Consider the following 17,621-nt stretch of genomic DNA (forward strand, 5'->3'; position numbering starts at 1 on the left):
GGCACCACGGTCACGGCGCCTCCTCTCGGGCCCGGTCCGCCGCTACACACGGGGCCAGATCGACCGGCGTGCCTGAGACGACGCTTCCCACGGGCGGGGAGCGGCGGACCGGGCCCGAGAGGAGGCGCCGTGACCGTGGTGCCGCAGAGCGGTGGAGGAGCCGTTGCACAGGGCGGCGGAGGGAACTCCTCTTCCCTCTATGACGTTCTGGAGCTGATCCTCGACCGGGGTTCGCAAGGCGCCGGCGCAACTGCCCGACGTCGTGGGACAACTCACCGAGGGCGGTGCCAAGGGCAAGACCAAGGGCGCCCTCAGCGGTGCCGTCGACGCCTTCTCCGAGTCCTTCCGCCGAGGCCGCGGCGACGCCGTACGGGACGACACCGCACGGGACGGCACCGCGCGCGGCGGGACCGCGCGGGGCGAGTGAGCCATGGGCGTGCTGACCCAGCTGCTCACCCTTCCGCTGGCCCCCGTGCGCGGCGTCGGCTGGGTGGTCCGGCAGGTCGCCGACGCGGCGGAGAACGAGTACTACGACCCCCGGCCGGTGCTCGACGGGCTCCGGGAGCTGGAACGCGAACTGACCGAAGGACGCATCGACACCGAAGAGTTCGACCGCCGAGAGGACGAACTGCTCGACAAGCTGGAGGAGATCCGTCGCCACCAGGGCGCTGCCCCGGACCGCCATGACCCGCCTCAGGAGGACTTCCCACCATGACGAACGCCACCACGGGCGCCGCGCTGATCGGCGGCTATGTGCTCGGCCGGACGAAGAAGGCCAGACTCGCCATCGCGGTGGCGACCTGGCTGGTCAGGAAGCGGATCGATCCCAAGAAGGTGTCGTCGCTGATCGCCGACTCCCCCGCGCTGGAAGGGCTGACAAGCCAACTGCGGGGTCAGTTGCGGGAGGCCGGCAAGGAGGCCGCGATCTCTGCCGTCACCGCCCGCGCCGACCGGCTCGCCGACCAGTTGCACACCCGAACCGAGCGGTTGCGCCGGGGCGACGGCGAGGAGCCTCCGGAGGGCGACGAGCTGGAGAACGACGAGAGCGACGACGAGCCGGAGGGCGACGCCTCGGAGTACGACGCCTCGGAGTACGACGACCGTGAAGGCGGCGGCCCCGGACCGGACGGACCACCGGACGAGGAGGACCGGGAGGACCAGGAGGAGGACGAGGAGGACGAGGAGGAGGCGCCCGAAGAGCCGCCGCCGCCCCGCAAGCGCGCACCCGCCAAGAAGAGCACCGCCAAGAAGGCTCCCGCCCAGAAGACGGCGGCCAAGAAGACCGCAGCCCCCAGGGCGGCGGAGAAGAGCGCGTCCCGCACCCGGGCGCCGCGCAAGCGGACCGGCGACCAGGGGACGACCAGGAGGAGGTCGGGCTCATGAGCCAGCAGGAAGAAGCCGGCCGGGCCGCGGACGGCGCCGGCGGCGTCGGCGACCGCCTCAAGGACGAACTGCGCCAGTACCTGGAAGCCCGTGCGGAACGCGCCGTCGGTTCGCTCGGCGAACGGCTCGGCGAGGCGACCAAGCGGCTGGGCGACCCGGAGTCCTCGCTCGGCAGCGTCGCGGGCGCGCTCGGCAAGGGCGGTCAGGCCCTCAGCGAGGACAAGTCCCCCCGCCAGGCCGTCGCCAAGGCCGCGTTCTCGCACGTCAAGGACACCGTCAAGGACAAGGTCTCCGGGGTGTTCGGCGGCGGCAAGAAGGGCGGCAAGGGCGAGACGCGCGGCAAGAGCGTCGTCGTCATCGAGGACGTGGACGTCGGGGTGCCGGTCCGCCAGGCGTATGACCAGTGGACCCAGTTCCAGCAGTTCGGCCGCTTCGCCAAGGGCGTCGTCAACGTCGAGCAGTCCGACGAGACCACCTCCCAGTGGCAGGTCAAGGTCGCCAAGTCCAACCGCACCTGGAAGGCGAGCGTCGTCGAGCAGATACCGGACGAGCGGATCGTCTGGAGTTCGGAGGGCGCCAAGGGCACCACCAAGGGCGCGGTCACCTTCCACCCGCTCGGCGACAACCTCACCAAGGTGCTGCTGGTCCTGGAGTACTTCCCCAAGGGCCTGTTCGAGAAGACCGGCAACATCTGGCGCGCGCAGGGCCGCCGCGCCCGGCTGGACCTGAAGCTCTACCGCAAGTTCGTCACCATGCAGGGCGAGCCCGCCGAGGGCTGGCGCGGCGAGATCCGCGACGGCGAGGTCGTGCGCAGCCACGAGGACGCCGAGGCCGAGGAGCAGGAGCAGGAGCAGTCCGACCAGGACCAGGAGGACCAGGGTTACGAGGACGACGAGGGCGACGAGGGCGAGTACGACGACGAGGAGCCGTCGGACGAGGAGGCCGCCGAGGACGACGAGTACGAGGACGAAGACGGGGACGACGGCGCGTACGAGGACGAGGCGGACGAGGACTACGACGACGAGGAGGACGGCGACTACGACGAGGAGGCCGAGGAGGACCAGGAGGACGAGGACGAGGAGGACCGCGGTCCGCGCCGCCGTACCGCCGGCAGCCGCCGCTGAGTGACCGCACCCGCCCGCCCCGAGGATCGGCCCGCCGTGACCGGACGAATCGAGGTCCACCGCCGTGAACGAACCCGTGGCCCGCAACTTCGGCGACTACCCCTCCCGAGCCGCGCCCTACAGCCAGGGGAGCACGGCCAATCTCGCCGACATCCTCGAACGGGTCCTCGACAAGGGGATCGTGATCGCCGGGGACGTCAAGATCAATCTCCTTGACATCGAACTGCTCACCATCAAATTGCGGCTGCTCGTCGCCTCCGTGGACAAGGCCAAGGAGATGGGCATCGACTGGTGGGAGCACGACCCCTCGCTCTCCTCCCGCGCCCGCGCCGACGGTCGGATCGAGGGAGCCGGCACCCGGACGTCGCTGGCCGAGGAGAACCGGCGGCTCCGCGAGGAGGTCGCCGCCCTCCGGGCCGCCGCCCCGGACTCGGCCCCCGAGGTGCTGGACGCGGAATCCTGGGAGGACGAATCCGACGACGAGGACGAACCCGAGTACGAGGATGAACCCGAGTACGAGGAGGACGAGCAAGCCGTAGAACCGGAAGAGGCCGAGGAGCCGGAGCCGGAGCCGGTCCGGGCGGAGGAGCCCGCGCCGCGCCGGCGGGCTCCCCGCCGGGCCGCCGAGCGGGGCGGCCGCCCCGCCGAGCGCCCCCGGCGACGCCGTCCGCGCGGTGGGGACGAGCCGTGAGCGGCGAGCTGGTGTACGTGTACGGGGTCGCCGCCGCCGGCCCCGGCCTGGTCGAGACCGTGCCCGCGCTGCGGGGCGTCGGCGGCGAAGGCGTCCGCGTGGTCGAGGACTCGGGTCTCGCGGCGGTCGTCGGGCCGGTGGCGGCCGCCGACTTCGAGCAGGCCCCGCTGGCCGCCCATCTGGAGGATCTGGCGTGGCTGGAGGCCGTCGCCCGGGCCCATCACGAGGTGGTGGACGCGGTCGCGGCCGCCGGTCCCGTACTGCCGCTGCGGCTGGCGACCGTCTACCGGGACGAGGACGCGGTCCGCGCCCTGTTGGCCGATGGGCGAGCGGTGTTCGCGCCCCGGCTGGACAAGCTGGCCGGGCAGGTCGAGTGGGGCGTCAAGGTCCATCTGGCGCCGACCACGCCGACCACGCCGGCAGCTCCGCCCGCTGGGGAGCCCGCCCGCGCGGCCGGCCCCGGCACCGCCGGTGCCGGACGGGCCTATCTGCGCGCCCGGGGGCACGAGCGCCGCAGCCGTGAGGGCGCCTACCGGGAGGCGGCGGCCGCCGTGGCGGAGGTGCGGGCGGCGGCGGCCGCGTACGCCACCGAGCAGGTGCGCCACCGGGTGCAGCAGGGCGCGCTGGCCGGGGGCGGGCCGGAGAACGTCGCCAACGACGCCTTCCTGGTGCCGTCCGACTCCTGCGCGGCGTTCCTCACTGCGGTCCGCCGGGCCGCCGAGTCCCTGCCGGCGGTGCGGGTGGAGATCACCGGGCCCTGGGCCCCGTACTCCTTCGCCGCCCTGGACGACGCCGTGCCAGCGCCCGGCGGCGGAGCGGCGGCGGGGCCGTGACGAGCGAGGGCCCGTTCCGGGGCGTCCCGCCCGGCTTCCCGGCCGCCGAGCCGTACGGGCGGGAGACCGACCCGTCCGCGCACGGCTCACCGTCCGGGTACGGCTCGGCATCCGCGAACGGCTCGGCGTCCGCGTACGGCTCACCGTCCTCGTACGGGCGGGAGACCGGCCCCCTGCCCGGGCGGCAGGTCGCGCTGATCGACCTGCTGGACCGGCTGCTCACCGGCGGTGTGGTGATCACCGGGGATGTGGTGCTCTCCATCGCCGACATCGACCTGGTGCGGGTCTCGCTGCGCGCCCTGATCGTGTCCGTGAGCGCCGAGAACCCGTCCCCGTGGGACCCGCCGCCCGAGGGGGAAGGACCCGGCCGTGTCCGGTGACGCCGACCGCTACCGGGAGGTGGCCCGGGCCGCGGACCGCGCGTTCCGGCTGCTGCCGGCCGGCCCGCCCGACGTGCCGCGGGCCGACCGCGCCGGTGCGCGGCCGGCGACGCCCGCGCACCGGATCAACGCCGACCCCGACACCGTGGAGCGCGATCTGATGAAGCTGGTGCTCACGCTGGTGGAGCTGTTGCGGCAGTTGATGGAGCGGCAGGCGCTGCACCGGGTGGACACCGGGGAGCTGTCGGAGGACGAGGAGGAGCGGCTGGGCACGACGCTGATGGTGCTGCACGAGAAGATGACCGAGCTGTGCGGGCGGTACGGGCTCACCCTGGACGACCTCAACCTGGACCTCGGCCCGCTCGGCAGCCTCCTGCCCCGGGACGAGCCGTAGACGCCGGACGCCGCCCGATCACCGCCCGCCGAGCGCCGCCACCACCAGGTCGGTGAGGAGCGTGCCGGCCGTGCCGTCCGGGTCGAGATCCGGGTCGTAGATGGTGACGTTGAGGCCGACACAGCGCTCGGAGCGGACCAGCTCCCCCAGCAGCGGGCCGAGTTCGCCGGGCAGCAGGCCGTCCGGGTCGGGGCTGTCGACCGCGGGCATCACGGACGGATCGAGCACGTCGGCGTCCAGGTGCACCCAGTAGCCGTCCAGCGCGGAGGACTCCAGTGACAGGACCGCGCCGCGCGCGGTGTCCGCGACGCCCCACTCCCGCAACTGCCCGACGGTCACGGCGGGGATCTTGAGACCTGCCAGTTCGGGCAGGTCCTCGTCGCCGTCGCGCAGCCCGAACAGCCGGACGTCCTCGTCGCGCAGGTAGGGCCGCAGGCCGTCCAGGTCGGCGAGGTCGTCCTGTCCCCGGCCGGTGGCGATGGCCAGTTCCTCGCCGGCCGCCGCGCCGACGTGGGCGGAGTTGCCGGTGTGCCGGAAGTCGGCGGAGGCGTCGACGGCGGCGAGCCCGTACCGTCCGAGCCGCTTCAGGGCGAGGGACGCGCCGAGCTGGATGGAGCAGTCGCCGCCGAGGACCAGCGGGAAGTCGCCGGCGGCCAGGTGCGGTCCGAGACGGTCGGCGAGCTTGCGGGTGTACGCGGCGAGGGCGGCGGCGTTGAACACGCCGTCGCCCTCCTGCCAGTCGCCCCGGTCGTAGCGCGGTGCGACCACCACACCGCCCTCCCGTGCGCCGAGGCGCCGCACGATGCCGTTGTCCCGCAGCGCCCCGGCGAGCTTGTGGCAGCCCGGGACGGCGCCCGGGGCCGGCGGGCGCAGCCCGAGGTTGGAAGGTGCGTCGAGCACCACGATGTTCCGCATGCCGCCCATCGTCACCCGAGTGGCGGGAGCCTTCAACCGACTTGGCCGCGCGCCCGGGTGGCGGCCCGACCGGCGGGCATGTCGGCGGTGAGCGCCCAGCGTTCGTGGTCGCGCCAGGCGCCGTCCACGTGCAGCATCGCCGGCGAGAAGCCCTCGTTGCGGAAGCCGGCCCGGCGCACCAGGGCCAGTGAGGGGGCGTTGTCCGGTTGGACGTTGGCCTCCAGCCGGTGCAGTCCGAGCGGCCCGAAGGCGTATCCGGCGACCAGGTGCAGGGCCTCGGTCATCAGGCCACGGCCCGCCGCGTGGGCGAACGCCCCGTAGCCGAGGGTGCCGTTGAGGAAGGCGCCGCGGACGATGTTGTTGATGTTGACGTAACCGGCGATCGCACCGCCGGCGTCGCGCTCGCAGACGAGCAGCGAGGCCAGGGCGGGGTTGCCGACGCGGGGGCCGGCGTAGGCGGCGAAGGCGGCCGCGGTGTCCGGCGGGAACAGCCAGGGGTGGTGCAGCTGCCGGCTCGCCCTGGCCCGCGCGGTGAACTCCTCGGCGTCGTCGTGGCGCAGCGGACGCAGGTCCACCCGCGGGCCTCGGGCGAGCGGGACGGCGTGGCCGGGGTGGTTCATGGGGGCCATTTTAGGCCACGCCGGCCTTCTCGGTCCGGGCCGTCGGCCGGCGGCTCAGTGGTGGGTGACCAGCACCGGTCCGGCGCCGTCCGCGGTCTGTTCGGCGGGGTCGGGGCGGCGGATGAGCAGCGCGAAGAGGACCGCCAGGCCGAGCAGCGCGAGCGCCGCGTACAGGGCGTGGGCATAGCCGGCCGTGGTGGGACCGCCCGCGTCGCCGCCGGTGGTGATCATGGCGGATGCGAGGGCGATGCCCAGTGCCGCGCCGATGCCGAAGCAGGCGCCGTTGAGTCCGGAGAGCGAGCCCGGCTTGTCCTTGGGGGCGGTGGTGACGGCCAGTCCGTTGAGGCCGGTGAGCATGAAGCCGCCGTAGGTGACGCCGAGCGCGGCCAGCGCGGCGACCAGGACCCACTGCTGGTGCAGGAAGAGAGTGGCGACGACGAAGATCACGAAGTTGGCGACCGCGCCGGCGACCACCACCGTGCGCCAGCCGATCCGCGGGCCGAGCCGGCCGGTGAACGGAGCCGACACCACGCCGATGAGCTGGATCGGGGTGAGGAAGAGGATGGCGGCGGTCACCGCGCTCAGCCCGAGGCCGGCCCGGGCGTCCTGGGAGAACAACGGGATGGTCAGGGCGATCGCGCCGAACGCGCCGCCCAGCGTGCACACGGTGGTGAGCAGCAGCGGCCAGGCGCGCCGGGAGGCGAGCACATCGAGGTCGATGACCGGGTTGGGGGCGCTCTTCTGGGAGAGCACGAACAGCGCGAGCGCGGCGAGGCCGCCCAGGAGGAAGCCGAGGGTGAGGACGGAGGTCCAGCCCCAGGCGGCGCCCTGGGAGAGGCCCACCAGCACGCCGGTCAGCCCGACGGCGAGCGCGGTGATGCCGCGGGAGTCGAAGCGGGCGGCGGCGTCCAGGGTGGGCGGCACGTCGGGCACGTACCGCAGGACGCCGATCAGTCCGGCGACGGCGATGACGGTGGAGCAGACGAAGATGCCGCGGAAGCCGATGGTGTCGGCGATCTGGCCGCCGGCGATGGCGTCCACCCCGGCCAGGCCGCCGTTGACCGCGGTGATCACACCGGCGGCCTTGCCGAAGCCGGCCGGGGTGAGCAACTGGTCGAGGGTGAGGAAGGCCAAGGTGAACATGGCGGCCGACACACCTTGGAGCACCCGGCCCGCGATGAACACCTCGATGTTCGGGGCGACGACGCACAGCAGGTTGCCGGCGATCAGGACGGCGGCGCACAGCAGCATCATCGGCTTGCGTCCGCGCTGGTCGCTGAGGCGGGCGAGGGTCACCTGGCCGATGGCGGCCATCAGGAAGAACAGCGTCTGGGACAGTCCGGCGGCGGCGGTGGTGGTGCCCAGCCGCTCGATGACGTCGGGCAGTGCCGGGCTCAGCATGGTGGCGTTGATCTGGTAGCCCAGCACCGCCAGGACCATCGCCGTCAGCATGCGGCCGTGCCCCGCCGACTCGCCCCCGTCCCGGATTCCGGTCCCGGTCTCCTTCCGGCTGCCGGGCGTCCCGGACGTGCCGGATGGCCTGGAGGTCCCGGATGTGCTGGTCATGTGGGCCCCTTTGCCTCGCATCGGACTCGCACCGAACTCGTGTGGATCAACACTCGATCACTTGTCAGACAAGTTGTCGCGACCTCAGCCTGAATCTACGCGCGTAACCCGTCAACCCCCTCCACCGGGTTTTCCGGTAAATCCGGCTACGCGGCTTATCCGTCCGCACGGACGTTGCCGGACCCTCCCCGATCGGCATAACTTGCCGACAGGTCGACCGAGGAGGATCAGCAGTGGTCAGCGTGGAGCGGCGGAGACCGGTCGTGGTGCTGTACGAGCGGATCGCGGACGCCATCCACGCCGGCGCCTATCCCCCGGGCTCGACGCTGCCCTCGGAGCCCAAGCTCGCCGCCGAGCTGGGGGTGAGCCGCCCGGCGCTGCGCGAGGCGCTGCTGCTGCTCCAGGAGGACGGACTGGTCTCGGTGCGCCGAGGGGTCGGCCGGACGGTCGCCGACCGGCCGCCCCGGCGCGGCTTCGAGCACGTCCAGCCCCTGGAGGACCTGCTGGCGGCGGGCGGCCCGGTCTCGGTGCGCCCCCTGCTGCGGGCGGTCGAGGAGCCGACCGACTTCACCGCTCAGCATCTGCTGGCGGCCGCCCGCGCCAGGCTGCGGTTCTGGGAGTCCCTGCTGGCGGCGGACGGGCACGCGGCGGCGCTCAGCCAGGAGTGGGCGGCCGCCGAGGAGGTCCTGGCCGCGGCCCACCCCGCCTTCGCGGAGGCCCTCGGGGCGATCGAGGCGTCCGCCGCCGGCCGGCCGGCGGGCGGCGGCTCCATGCTCGGGGTGCTGGCCGCCGCCTCCCGAGGGGTGCAGCTCACCGCGCACAGCGCGATCACCGCCACCCTGGTCGGGCAGCGCCGCGGCGAACAGCTCGGCCGCCCCGCCGACACTCCGGCGGTGCTGGTCACCCAGGTGGTGCGGGCCGGCGGCACCCCGATCCTGGCGGCCAAGCACATGCTGCCCACCGGCGCCGTCCCGCTGCCGGTCCTCCAGTCCAACTGACCCGCCCCCGTCACCACGGGCGGCCGCGGGCCCGGTCACAGCGGCGGGCGTGGATCTGCCGTACACTCCGGGCCCATGCACTTGTCTGACAACCTCCCCGCTTCTGCCGCTGCCGCCGCTCCCGCCGTCGCCGAGTGGGTGCGCCGGGCCCCGAAGGCGGTCCTGCACGACCACCTGGACGGCGGGCTGCGCCCCGAGACGATCATCGAACTGGCCCGCGAGTGCGGCTACACCGGTCTGCCGACCGAGGACCCGGCGGCGCTCGGCGTGTGGTTCCGGGACGCCGCGGACTCCGGTTCGCTGGAGCGCTACCTGGAGACGTTCGCCCACACCTGCGCCGTGATGCAGAGCCGCGAGGCGCTGTTCCGGGTCGCCGCCGAGTGCGCCGAGGACCTGGCCGCCGACGGGGTGGTCTACGCCGAGGTGCGCTACGCCCCCGAGCAGCACCTGGCGGGCGGGCTGACCCTGGACGAGGTCGTGACCGCGGTCAACGAGGGCTTCCGGGAGGGCGAGCGGCGGGCCGGCGGCCGGATCGTCGTCGGCGCCCTGCTGACCGGGATGCGGCACACCGACCGCTCGCTGGAGATAGCCGAGCTGACCGTGGCGCACCGAGCGAGCGGGGTTGCCGGGTTCGACATCGCGGGCGGCGAGATCGGCAACCCGCCGGCCCGTCATCTGCCGGCCTTCCAGCACCTCAAGCGGCACAACTGCCACTTCACCATCCACGCCGGCGAGGCGGTCGGCGCCGAGTCGGTGCACGAGGCGGTGCAGGTCTGCGGCGCCGAGCGGATCGGGCACGGGGTGCGGATCACCGACGACATCGCCGAGGACGGCACGCTCGGCCACCTCGCCGCGTACGTCCGGGACAACCGCATCGCCCTGGAGGTGTGCCCGACCTCCAACCTCCAGACCGGCGCGGCCAAGGACTACGCGAGCCACCCGATCGACCTGCTGCGCCGGGCCGGCTTCCGGGTCACCCTGAACACCGACAACCGCCTGGTGTCCGGGACCACGATGAGCCGCGAGTTCCAGCACATGGCGGACGCCTTCGGCTACGGCCCCGAGGTGTTCGAGGAGTTCACGGTGGCCGCCGTGGAGGCCGCGTTCCTGCCGCTGCCGGAGCGCCGCCGCATCATCGACGAGGTGATCCGCCCGGGCTACGCGGCCCTCACCGCGTCCCGCTGACGCCCCGGGGACCCATCCGCCGGCCCGGTCCGGTCCGGGCGACCCGGCAGGAGGGTCCCCCCGCGTGCGCCCGCCGGCCCCGTCCGACACCTGGACGGGGGCCGGGCCGGGACGCCGCCATGTCGGCACCCCGCTTTCCCACCATGTACTCGTCCTTGCCGGGCGACGATGTACCCACGACGCACTCGTCCTTCCCGCGCGATGATGTACTTGTCCTTCTCGCGATGGGCATGCCCCACGGCCGACGTGTCCGTGCACCCTCCCGCGTGGGACGGTCGTCCGCTCCCCCCTCGCCATGAACGGGAGGCCGGCGAGACCGCCGTCCGAGCCCGGGTGGTCCAGCTCGCCTACCCCGGCGCCGTCGACCACCGCCGGCGCCTGGTCTGACCGGGCCTGGACCGGTCTCAAAGGGTCATCGCAGGGCGGGCGCCTCCAGGGTGAGGGTGCGGGCGTCGGCGTCCAGCTCCGCCGGGACGCCGAGCGGCAGGGTCAGCGAGACGGGGCAGTGCCCGAAGCCGAACTCCTCGACGACCGGGACGCCGAGCGGGCCCAGCCGGTCCCGCAGCGCCGCGCGGACCTGCTCGTAGGGTCCGCACTCCGCCCAGGAGCCGAGCAGCACGCCCGCCACGCCGTCCAGCAGCCCGGCCCGCAGCAACTGGGTGAGCATCCGGTCGATCCGGTGCGACTGCTCGCCGACGTCCTCCAGCGCCAGCAGCGCCCCGCGCAGCGAGGTGCGCCCGTCGGGGGTGCCGACGCCGGCCGCCAGCAGGCTGAGGCAGCCGCCGACCAGGACGCCGCGCGCCCGGCCCGGGGCCAGCGTGCGGGCGCCGGGCAGTGCGGTCAGCACCCGCACGGACTCCGGCTGGAACAGGGTGGTGCGCAGCTCCTGCCTGGTCCGCTCGTCCTGAGTGAAGACGGCCGCGCCGATCATCGGCCCGTGCAGGGTGGCCAGGCCCATCCGCAGGGCGAACGCCTCGTGCAGGGCGGTGATGTCGCTGTAGCCGACGAACGGCTTGGGGCCGGCGGCGCGCAGGGCGTCCCAGTCGAGCAGATCGACCATGCGCTGGGCGCCGTATCCGCCGCGGGCGCAGAGCACGGCGGCCACGGACGGGTCGCACCAGGCGTCCTGGAGGTCGCGGGCCCGAGCCTCGTCGGTCGCCGCGAGGTAGCGCAGCCCCGAGCGGGCGCCCAGGACGTGCGGCATGACCACCGGGTCGAGGCCCCAGTCCCGCAGCGCGGCCAGGCCGACGGCCAGCCGCTCCTCGGGGACGGCGCCGCTGGGGGCGACCACGGCGACCCGATCGCCGGGGCGCAGCCGCGAGGGCCGGGTCAGCGGCCGCACCCCGGGCCGGTCGGCGGTCTCCGTCCGGGCGGCGGGCACGGGGGACACGGTGGTCACCGGTGCAGCTCCAACGGCGGGACGTCGGGCCGTTCGATGCCGAACACCTGGGCGTAAAGGCTCAGTTCGCTTTCGAGGGCCCGGACGAGGGTGGCGACGTCCCGGAAGCCGTGGCCCTCGCCGGGGAAGGCCACATAGGCGTGGCGGACGCCGCGGCCGGCGATGCGCTCCAGGAACCGTTCGCTCTGGGCGGGCGGGCAGATGACGTCGTCGAGCCCCTGGAGCAGCAGGAAGGGGGCGGTGATCCGGTCGACCTGGGAGATCGGGGAGCGCTCCCGGTAGCGGGCGGGGACCTCGTCGGGCGGTCCGATGAGCGAGTCGAGGTAGCGGGCCTCGAAGTCGTGGGTCTCGTCGGGGCCCCACTGGGTGAGGTCGAGGACGGGGTAGAGGATGGTGCCGCAGGCGTAGACGCCGGTGGCGGCGAGCGAGGCGGCCGCGGTCCAGCCGCCGGCGCTGCCGCCGCGGACGGCGAGGCGGGCCGGGTCGGCGGTGCCCTCGGCGGCCAGGGCCTCGGCGACGGCGGCGCAGTCCTCGACGTCGACCACGCCCCACTGCTCGCGCAGCCGGTTGCGGTAGGCGCGGCCGTAGCCGCTGGAGCCGCCGTAGTTCACTTCGGCGACGCCGATGCCGCGGGAGGTGAAGTAGGCGATCTCCAGGTCGAGGACGAGCGCGCTCTGTCCGGTGGGGCCGCCGTGCGCCCAGATGACGTAGGGCGGGAGTTCGTCGTCGGGGGCGACGCGCTCCGGGCTGTGCGGCGGGTAGACGTGTGCGTGGATCTCGCGGTTGTCGGGGCCGGTGAAGGTGCGGATCTGCGGTTCGGGGTAGTAGGCCGGGTCGACGGGGTCGGTGTGGGCGGAGCCGATGACCCGGGTGCGGCCGGTGCTGGTGTCGAGTTCGACGATCTCGTAGCCGCTGCGGGGGCTGGCGGCGACGCCGACCACGCGGGAGCCGTCGCCGGCCAGGCCGGGGGCCCACTCGGTCCACGGGCCGGGGGCGTCGACGAGTTCGCCGGTCTCCGGATCGAGTATGCCGAGGCTGGTGGCGCCCTTGCCGTGGATGACGGCGACGGTGCCGTCATCCAGGGGCTGGAACCAGCTCAGCCCGATCTTCCACAGGGGCCCGCCGAACTCCTCGCCGCGTCCGCCGCACAGCGGGACCGCCGGGGCGGCCGGCACTGCCGGGGCGGCCGGGACCGCGGCGGCCCGGCCGGTCCGGTCCGCCCGATCGGTCCGGCGGGCCGTGTCGAGGTGCTGCGGGCGCAGCCGGTAGGGCTCCCACCAGCCGCCCGCGTCGGAGGCGTAGAGCAGGGACCCGTCGGCGGCCCAGTCGGCCTGGCAGACGGATTCCTCGGGTCCGCCGGCGACGGGCCGGACGTCCTCGAACGTGCCGTCGTCGGTGACGGCCGCGGTGAGCACGGTGGTGCCGTCCCAGGGCATCCGGGGGTGGTCCCAGACGATCCAGGCGGCGCGGCGGCCGTCCGGGGAGATCCGGGCGCCGGTGAGGAAGCGGTGCGCGTCGCCGGTGAGTTCGCGGACGAGGGCGCGGTCCTCGGCGGCCGAGCCGTCCAGCGGCACGGCGGCGAGCAGCCGCCGCAGGTCGCCGGGGCGTTCGCCGGTGAACTCCTCCAGGACGCACCACACCTCGCCCCGGTCGGGGAGGATGACCGGGTCGGCCCAGCGCAGTCCGCCGCCGGTGGCACAGAGCGGGGTGAGCGGCCGCGGCTCGCCGCCTCCGTCCGGCCGGTGGGCGTAGAGCCGCTGGTCGGGGAAGTGGCTGAAGACCACCAGGGGCCCGCCGCCCTCTTCGCCAGCCGTGGTGCCGGCCCAGGGCCGGCCGCCGTACTCGATGACCCGGCTGCGCACGTTCCACGGGGCGGGCAGCACCGTCTCCTCAGCTCCGTCGGGCCGCCGGCGCACCAGGGCGCGCCGGCCTCCCTCGGCGGGACGCGGTTCGGTCCACCACACCTCCTCGCCGACGATCCCGACGAACTCGGGCCGCCCGTCGTGGGTGGCGGCCAGCTCGGCGTCGATGGGCGACGGCCAACTGCCGTAGGCCCCCGTGCGTACCATGTCGAATCCCCCTCAGCGTGCGGTGGTCAGGCGGTGCGGTGGTCGGGCGCTGCGATGGTCAGTGGTGCGGTGGTCAGGCGTGCGGTGGTCAGGCGTGCGGTGGTCAGGCGTTGCGCAGATAGCGGTCGAGGACGCGTACCCCGAAGTGCAGGGCTTGGACGGGGACGCGTTCGTCCACGCCGTGGAACAGCGACTGGTAGTCGAAGCCGATGGGCAGCCGCAGCGGCGAGAAGCCGTAGCCGACGATGCCGAGCCGGGCGAACTGCTTGGCGTCGGTGCCGCCGGACATGCAGAACGGCACCACGTGCGCGTCCGGGTCGAAGTGCTGGAGGGCCTCCCGCAGCTTGGCGAAGGTCGGGGAGTCGACCGGGGCCTCCAGCGGGATCTCGCGGTGCTGGAACTCCCAGTCGACGTCCGGTCCGGTGAGCTGGTCGATGGTGCGGACGAACTCCTCCTCGCCGCCCGGCACCATCCGGCCGTCGATGTGGGCGGTGGCCGCGCCGGGGATGACGTTCACCTTGTAGCCGGCTTGCAGGATGGTGGGGTTCGAGCTGTTGCGGATGACCGGCTCGACCAGGGAGGCGGCCCGGCCGAGCTTGCCGAGCAGCAGGTCGGCGTCGAAGTCCTCGGCGTCGAAGTCCTCGGGGCCCAGGGCGATTCCGTAGAGGGCGGACAGCTCGGTGAGCGCGGCCCGCACGGTGGGCGTGAGCCGCACCGGCCACTCGTACTCCCCGATGCGGGAGACGGCGGCGGCGAGGCGGCTGACCGCGTTCTCGTGGTTGACCTTCGAGCCGTGGCCGGCCCGGCCCTCGGCGGTCAGCTTGAGCCAGGCGGTGCCCCGCTCCCCCGCGCCGACCGGGTAGAGCACCAGGTCGGGACCGGCGTGGAAGGTGTAGGCGCCGGACTCGCTGATGCCCTCGGTGCAGCCCTCGAACAGGTGGGCCTGGTGCCGGGCGAGGTACCCGGCGCCGTCGACGGCGCTGTCCTCCTCGTCGGCGGTGTAGGCGAGGACGATGTCGCGGCGCGGCCGGATGCCCTTGCGGGCCCATTCCCGGACGACGGCCAGGACCATCGCGTCCATGTTCTTCATGTCGATGGCGCCGCGGCCCCAGACCAGTCCGTCGCGGACCTCGCCGGAGAAGGGGTGCACGGCCCAGTCGGACGGGTCGGCGGGCACCACGTCCAGGTGGCCGTGGACCAGCAGCGCGTCGGCGGACGGGTCGGTGCCCTCGATGCGGGTCACCACGTTGGTGCGGCCGGGGGTGCGCTCCAGCATCAGCGGTTCGAGTCCGGCGGCGGCCAGTCGCTCGGCGACGTACTCGGCGGCCGGGCGCTCCCGGCAGTCCCCGCCGCCCCGGTTGGTGGTGTCGATGCGGATGAGGTCGGAGGTGAAGGTCACCACCTCGTCGAGCGTGAGCTCGTCGGTGTCCTCGGGTGCCAGGTCAGCCATACTGCTCCTCCACTGCGGCCGAGACGATCGTGGTCACTGCCTTGAAGGTGCGGATGGTCTCGTACATCGTCGTGCCGGTGTACGCGACCCGCCGCTCCCCCGTGGGCGCCACGCCCGGGACGACCGTGGCGGCCGCCGCGAGGTGCTCGGCGTCGAACTCCAGCTCCACGGTGAACGGGCCGCCCCGCACCGGTTCGTACCGTACGGCGAGGGCCGTCGCCTCCTTGGCCGCGGCACGGATGTCGGCGGCCGTCCGGGTGGGTGTGCGGCACACCGCGGCGTAACGCGAGACGTGGTCCTTGACGGCGACCTTGCGGGCCTCCGGTGCGTACCCGAGGGCGTCGTCGCAGGTCAGATCGTCTCCGGTGACCAGGATGACGGGGACGCCGTACTCGGCGACGACCTGGGCGTTGAGCAGGCCCTCGCTCGCGCGCTCGCCGTTCAGCCAGACGCCGGTGATGGAGTTGGCCAGGTAGGTGTGGGCGAGGACGCCCTCGCTGCCGGCGCCGGTGTGGTAGCCGACGAAGGCGACGCCGTCCACGTCGCCGTACTGGACGCCCTCGACCATGGAGAGCGACTTGTGCCGGCCGGTGAGCATCTCCACGCGCTCGTCGAGCTGTTCGAGCAGGAGGTTGCGCATGGTCCAGTGGGCCTCGTTGACCAGGACGGCGTCGGCGCCGCCGTCGAAGAACCCGAGCGCCGCGGCCCGCACGTCCGAGGTGAACATCGGCCGGCACCGCTCCCACTGGGGGGTGCCGGGCAGCACGTCGGCCGGCCAGGTCACGCCGGTGGCGCCCTCCATGTCGGCGCTGATGAGGATCTTCATGGACCCGACCGTACGCGCTCTCGCGCGGGCTGCCCAGGGCTGTGGACGACCACCGGCGCGGCGCTTCTTCCCCCACCCGCAAGAGTGAGCGAGGGCCCCGCCAGCCTGCGCGGACACGCCTGCGGACAGGTCCGCCCCCGCCCCCGGGTGCGGGAGCGGGGGCGGATCGGCACGCCCGTGCGGACTACGGGCGGACCTCGCCGGCCAGCTTGTCCAGGAGCTGGTCGTAGATGCGGCCCAGGCCCTTGGGGGCGAAGGTCTTCTCGAAGAAGCCGCCGATGCCGCCGGCGCCCTGCCAGACGGTGGTGACCACCACGCGGGAGCGGCCCTCCCCGGCCGGGGTGACGGTCCAGGTGGTGACCATGGAGGAGTTGCGGTCCTTCTCCACGAGCTGCCCCGGGGTCGGCTCGGTGACCTCCAGCAGGCAGTCCCGGACGCGCTTGCTGGTGGCCTGGAGCTTCCAGTGGACCAGAGTGCCCGCGCCCTCGCCGCCCTCGCGCACCTCGTACGCGCTGAAGTGCTCCGGCAGCAGCTTCGGACGGGTCTCGCGGTAGTCGGCCAGCGCGTCGAACACCGTCTCCGCGTCCGCCTCGATGACCCGCTCCGTGGTGGCCTCGACCTGCGCCATTCCTCGTCCTCCAGCGCTCGTACCTCAGGGGGCCCCAGCCAACCACCCGGCGCGGCCGGGACCCAAATCGCGTACCCCGCGCCGGGGGGCCGCGGACGCCCCCGGTGATCGCCGCGGCCGCCTTCCGGGTCGCCGGGGACGCCTTCCCAGCGATCAAGGGAACAGTTGTTCTAATATGGAGGCGCCATCACCGAGGAGGCGCCATGCGATGGGACCACCTGAACGACGACTCCGCCGCGAGCGCCGCCGACCCCGCCCTGTTCGGCGCCGACGCGGTCGTGACCAGGACCTTCGACACGCCCGAGTTCCGCGGCATCACCTTCCACGAGGTGCGGGCGCGCTCGATCGTCAACCGGGTGCCGGGCGCCTCCCGGATGCCGTTCGAATGGACGGTCAACCCCTACCGCGGATGCAGCCACGCCTGCGTCTACTGCTTCGCCCGCCGCACCCACGGCTATCTGGACCTGGACACCGGGCTGGACTTCGACTCGCAGATCGTGGTCAAGGTCAACGCGCCGGAGCTGCTGCGCCGCAAGCTCGCGTCGGCGGGCTGGCAGGGCGCGCACATCGCCATGGGCACCAACGTGGACTGCTACCAGCGCGCCGAGGGCCGCTACCGGCTGATGCCGGGGATCATCTCGGCCCTGCGCGACCACGCCAACCCCTTCTCCATCCTCACCAAGGGCACCCTCGTCCTGCGCGATCTGCCGCTGCTGACCCGGGCCGCCGAGGTGACCGACGTCGGCGTCTCCGTCTCGGTGGGCTTCACCGACACCGAGCTGTGGCGCACCGTGGAGCCCGGCACCCCGGCGCCGGAACGCCGCCTGGAGGTGGTCCGCCGGTTCGCCGAGCAGGGCATCGGCTGCGCGGTGCTGATGGCCCCGGTCCTCCCGTTCCTCTCCGACCGCCCCGGCGTCGGCGATCGCCCGGACGGTGGCGCGGAGCTGCTCGGGGCGGTCGGAGAGGAACGGGAGGACCGGGGCCATCAGCACCGCGCAGCCGATGCCCTGCTCGGCGAACCGGCGGACCACCTCCAGGCGGCGTTCCGGCGCCGGGGTGCCGGGCTCCACGGTGCGCCACAGCTCGGTGTCGGTGAAGCCCACCGAGACGGAGACGCCGACGTCGGTCACCTCGGCGGCCCGGGTCAGCATCGGCAGATC

The 17,621-nt window shown here is 73.9% G+C and carries 18 protein-coding genes and 1 pseudogene; 11 read left to right on the forward strand and 8 right to left on the reverse strand.

Going from position 1 to position 17,621, the window contains the following annotated elements; translation table 11 throughout:
- Positions 1–129 precede the first annotated feature (129 nt).
- The 8 genes and pseudogenes from C6N75_RS25410 to C6N75_RS25445 all read left to right on the forward strand — a co-directional run bounded on the left by C6N75_RS25410 (position 130) and on the right by C6N75_RS25445 (position 4,805).
- Positions 130–427: pseudogene (locus tag C6N75_RS25410) on the forward strand (hypothetical protein).
- A gap of 3 nt (positions 428–430) precedes the next feature.
- Positions 431–715, forward strand: a complete 285-nt coding sequence (locus tag C6N75_RS25415; protein WP_105871215.1) for a gas vesicle protein GvpG — start codon at positions 431–433, stop codon at positions 713–715.
- Positions 712–1,383 (forward strand): hypothetical protein, encoded by a 672-nt coding sequence (locus tag C6N75_RS25420; RefSeq protein ID WP_105871216.1) that lies wholly within the window; start codon positions 712–714, stop codon positions 1,381–1,383. Before C6N75_RS25415 ends, C6N75_RS25420 begins: the two co-directional genes overlap by 4 nt.
- Entirely contained in the window at positions 1,380–2,507 is a 1,128-nt protein-coding gene (locus tag C6N75_RS25425) for an SRPBCC family protein (protein WP_105871217.1), read from the forward strand. The genes C6N75_RS25420 and C6N75_RS25425 overlap by 4 nt, the downstream gene beginning before the upstream one ends.
- Positions 2,508–2,571: 64 nt before the next feature.
- The gene (gene gvpJ, locus C6N75_RS25430) at positions 2,572–3,198 is read left to right on the forward strand and encodes a gas vesicle protein (RefSeq protein WP_105871218.1); all 627 of its coding nucleotides are present in this window, start codon (positions 2,572–2,574) and stop codon (positions 3,196–3,198) included.
- A complete protein-coding gene (locus tag C6N75_RS25435) occupies positions 3,195–4,031 on the forward strand; it encodes a GvpL/GvpF family gas vesicle protein (RefSeq protein WP_105871219.1) in 837 nt (278 codons plus the stop codon). Before gvpJ ends, C6N75_RS25435 begins: the two co-directional genes overlap by 4 nt.
- Positions 4,028–4,411 carry a gas vesicle protein gene (locus tag C6N75_RS32300; RefSeq protein WP_407703274.1) on the forward strand — a complete coding sequence of 128 codons (384 nt, stop codon included), beginning with the start codon at positions 4,028–4,030 and terminating at the stop codon, positions 4,409–4,411. Before C6N75_RS25435 ends, C6N75_RS32300 begins: the two co-directional genes overlap by 4 nt.
- A complete protein-coding gene (locus C6N75_RS25445; protein WP_105871220.1) occupies positions 4,401–4,805 on the forward strand; it encodes a gas vesicle protein K in 405 nt (134 codons plus the stop codon). Before C6N75_RS32300 ends, C6N75_RS25445 begins: the two co-directional genes overlap by 11 nt.
- A gap of 18 nt (positions 4,806–4,823) precedes the next feature.
- Here C6N75_RS25445 and C6N75_RS25450 read toward each other — a convergent pair whose 3' ends face one another.
- Genes C6N75_RS25450 through C6N75_RS25460 form a run of 3 tightly spaced genes read right to left on the reverse strand, consistent with a single transcriptional unit; the run spans position 4,824 to position 7,906 of the window.
- Positions 4,824–5,720 (reverse strand): arginase family protein, encoded by an 897-nt coding sequence (locus C6N75_RS25450; RefSeq protein ID WP_105871230.1) that lies wholly within the window; start codon positions 5,718–5,720, stop codon positions 4,824–4,826.
- A 32-nt stretch (positions 5,721–5,752) separates the two neighbouring features.
- Positions 5,753–6,340, reverse strand: a complete 588-nt coding sequence (locus C6N75_RS25455) for a GNAT family N-acetyltransferase (RefSeq protein ID WP_105871221.1) — start codon at positions 6,338–6,340, stop codon at positions 5,753–5,755.
- A gap of 54 nt (positions 6,341–6,394) precedes the next feature.
- Positions 6,395–7,906, reverse strand: a complete 1,512-nt coding sequence (locus tag C6N75_RS25460; protein ID WP_258177608.1) for an MFS transporter — start codon at positions 7,904–7,906, stop codon at positions 6,395–6,397.
- 233 nt (positions 7,907–8,139) lie between these two features.
- On the opposite strand from C6N75_RS25460, the gene C6N75_RS25465 reads away from it, so the two are divergent.
- Positions 8,140–8,904 (forward strand): GntR family transcriptional regulator, encoded by a 765-nt coding sequence (locus C6N75_RS25465; RefSeq protein ID WP_105871223.1) that lies wholly within the window; start codon positions 8,140–8,142, stop codon positions 8,902–8,904.
- A 75-nt stretch (positions 8,905–8,979) separates the two neighbouring features.
- On the forward strand, positions 8,980–10,089 hold the full coding sequence (locus C6N75_RS25470) for an adenosine deaminase (protein WP_105871224.1): 1,110 nt from the start codon (positions 8,980–8,982) through the stop codon (positions 10,087–10,089).
- Positions 10,090–10,501: 412 nt separating this feature from the next.
- Here the strand turns inward: C6N75_RS25470 and C6N75_RS25475 are convergent, their stop codons facing one another.
- From C6N75_RS25475 to C6N75_RS25495, 5 genes are all read right to left on the reverse strand, one after another.
- Positions 10,502–11,479: a S66 peptidase family protein gene (locus C6N75_RS25475; protein WP_258177610.1), complete on the reverse strand. Its 978-nt coding sequence runs from the start codon at positions 11,477–11,479 to the stop codon at positions 10,502–10,504.
- Between the two features lie 5 nt (positions 11,480–11,484).
- Complete coding sequence (locus tag C6N75_RS25480; RefSeq protein ID WP_105871225.1) at positions 11,485–13,557, reverse strand: prolyl oligopeptidase family serine peptidase; 2,073 nt, start codon at positions 13,555–13,557, stop codon at positions 11,485–11,487.
- Between the two features lie 103 nt (positions 13,558–13,660).
- Positions 13,661–15,007: a M20/M25/M40 family metallo-hydrolase gene (locus tag C6N75_RS25485; protein ID WP_105871226.1), complete on the reverse strand. Its 1,347-nt coding sequence runs from the start codon at positions 15,005–15,007 to the stop codon at positions 13,661–13,663.
- Positions 15,000–15,833, reverse strand: a complete 834-nt coding sequence (locus C6N75_RS25490) for a M55 family metallopeptidase (RefSeq protein ID WP_105871227.1) — start codon at positions 15,831–15,833, stop codon at positions 15,000–15,002. Before C6N75_RS25490 ends, C6N75_RS25485 begins: the two co-directional genes overlap by 8 nt.
- A gap of 184 nt (positions 15,834–16,017) precedes the next feature.
- Positions 16,018–16,461, reverse strand: coding sequence for an SRPBCC family protein (locus tag C6N75_RS25495; protein WP_105871228.1), 444 nt, complete (start codon positions 16,459–16,461; stop codon positions 16,018–16,020).
- Positions 16,462–16,664: 203 nt separating this feature from the next.
- On the opposite strand from C6N75_RS25495, the gene C6N75_RS25500 reads away from it, so the two are divergent.
- Positions 16,665–17,621: radical SAM protein (locus tag C6N75_RS25500; RefSeq protein ID WP_258177609.1), on the forward strand; the 957-nt coding region annotated here is incomplete at its 3' end.

This window comes from Streptomyces solincola, from assembly GCF_002982015.1.
Taxonomy (GTDB): Bacteria; Actinomycetota; Actinomycetes; order Streptomycetales; family Streptomycetaceae; genus Streptomyces; species Streptomyces solincola.

Bases quoted from the DNA above. Each gene is read 5' to 3' on its own strand.
- C6N75_RS25455 (WP_105871221.1), bottom strand. From the start codon at position 6,340: ATGAACCACCCCGGCCACGCCGTCCCGCTCGCCCGAGGCCCGCGGGTG.
- C6N75_RS25460 (WP_258177608.1), bottom strand. From the start codon at position 7,906: ATGACCAGCACATCCGGGACCTCCAGGCCATCCGGCACGTCCGGGACG.
- C6N75_RS25415 (WP_105871215.1), top strand. From the start codon at position 431: ATGGGCGTGCTGACCCAGCTGCTCACCCTTCCGCTGGCCCCCGTGCGC.
- C6N75_RS25420 (WP_105871216.1), top strand. From the start codon at position 712: ATGACGAACGCCACCACGGGCGCCGCGCTGATCGGCGGCTATGTGCTC.
- C6N75_RS25470 (WP_105871224.1), top strand. From the start codon at position 8,980: ATGCACTTGTCTGACAACCTCCCCGCTTCTGCCGCTGCCGCCGCTCCC.
- C6N75_RS25495 (WP_105871228.1), bottom strand. From the start codon at position 16,461: ATGGCGCAGGTCGAGGCCACCACGGAGCGGGTCATCGAGGCGGACGCG.
- C6N75_RS25490 (WP_105871227.1), bottom strand. From the start codon at position 15,833: ATGAAGATCCTCATCAGCGCCGACATGGAGGGCGCCACCGGCGTGACC.
- C6N75_RS25425 (WP_105871217.1), top strand. From the start codon at position 1,380: ATGAGCCAGCAGGAAGAAGCCGGCCGGGCCGCGGACGGCGCCGGCGGC.
- C6N75_RS25480 (WP_105871225.1), bottom strand. From the start codon at position 13,557: ATGGTACGCACGGGGGCCTACGGCAGTTGGCCGTCGCCCATCGACGCC.
- C6N75_RS25485 (WP_105871226.1), bottom strand. From the start codon at position 15,007: ATGGCTGACCTGGCACCCGAGGACACCGACGAGCTCACGCTCGACGAG.
- C6N75_RS25450 (WP_105871230.1), bottom strand. From the start codon at position 5,720: ATGCGGAACATCGTGGTGCTCGACGCACCTTCCAACCTCGGGCTGCGC.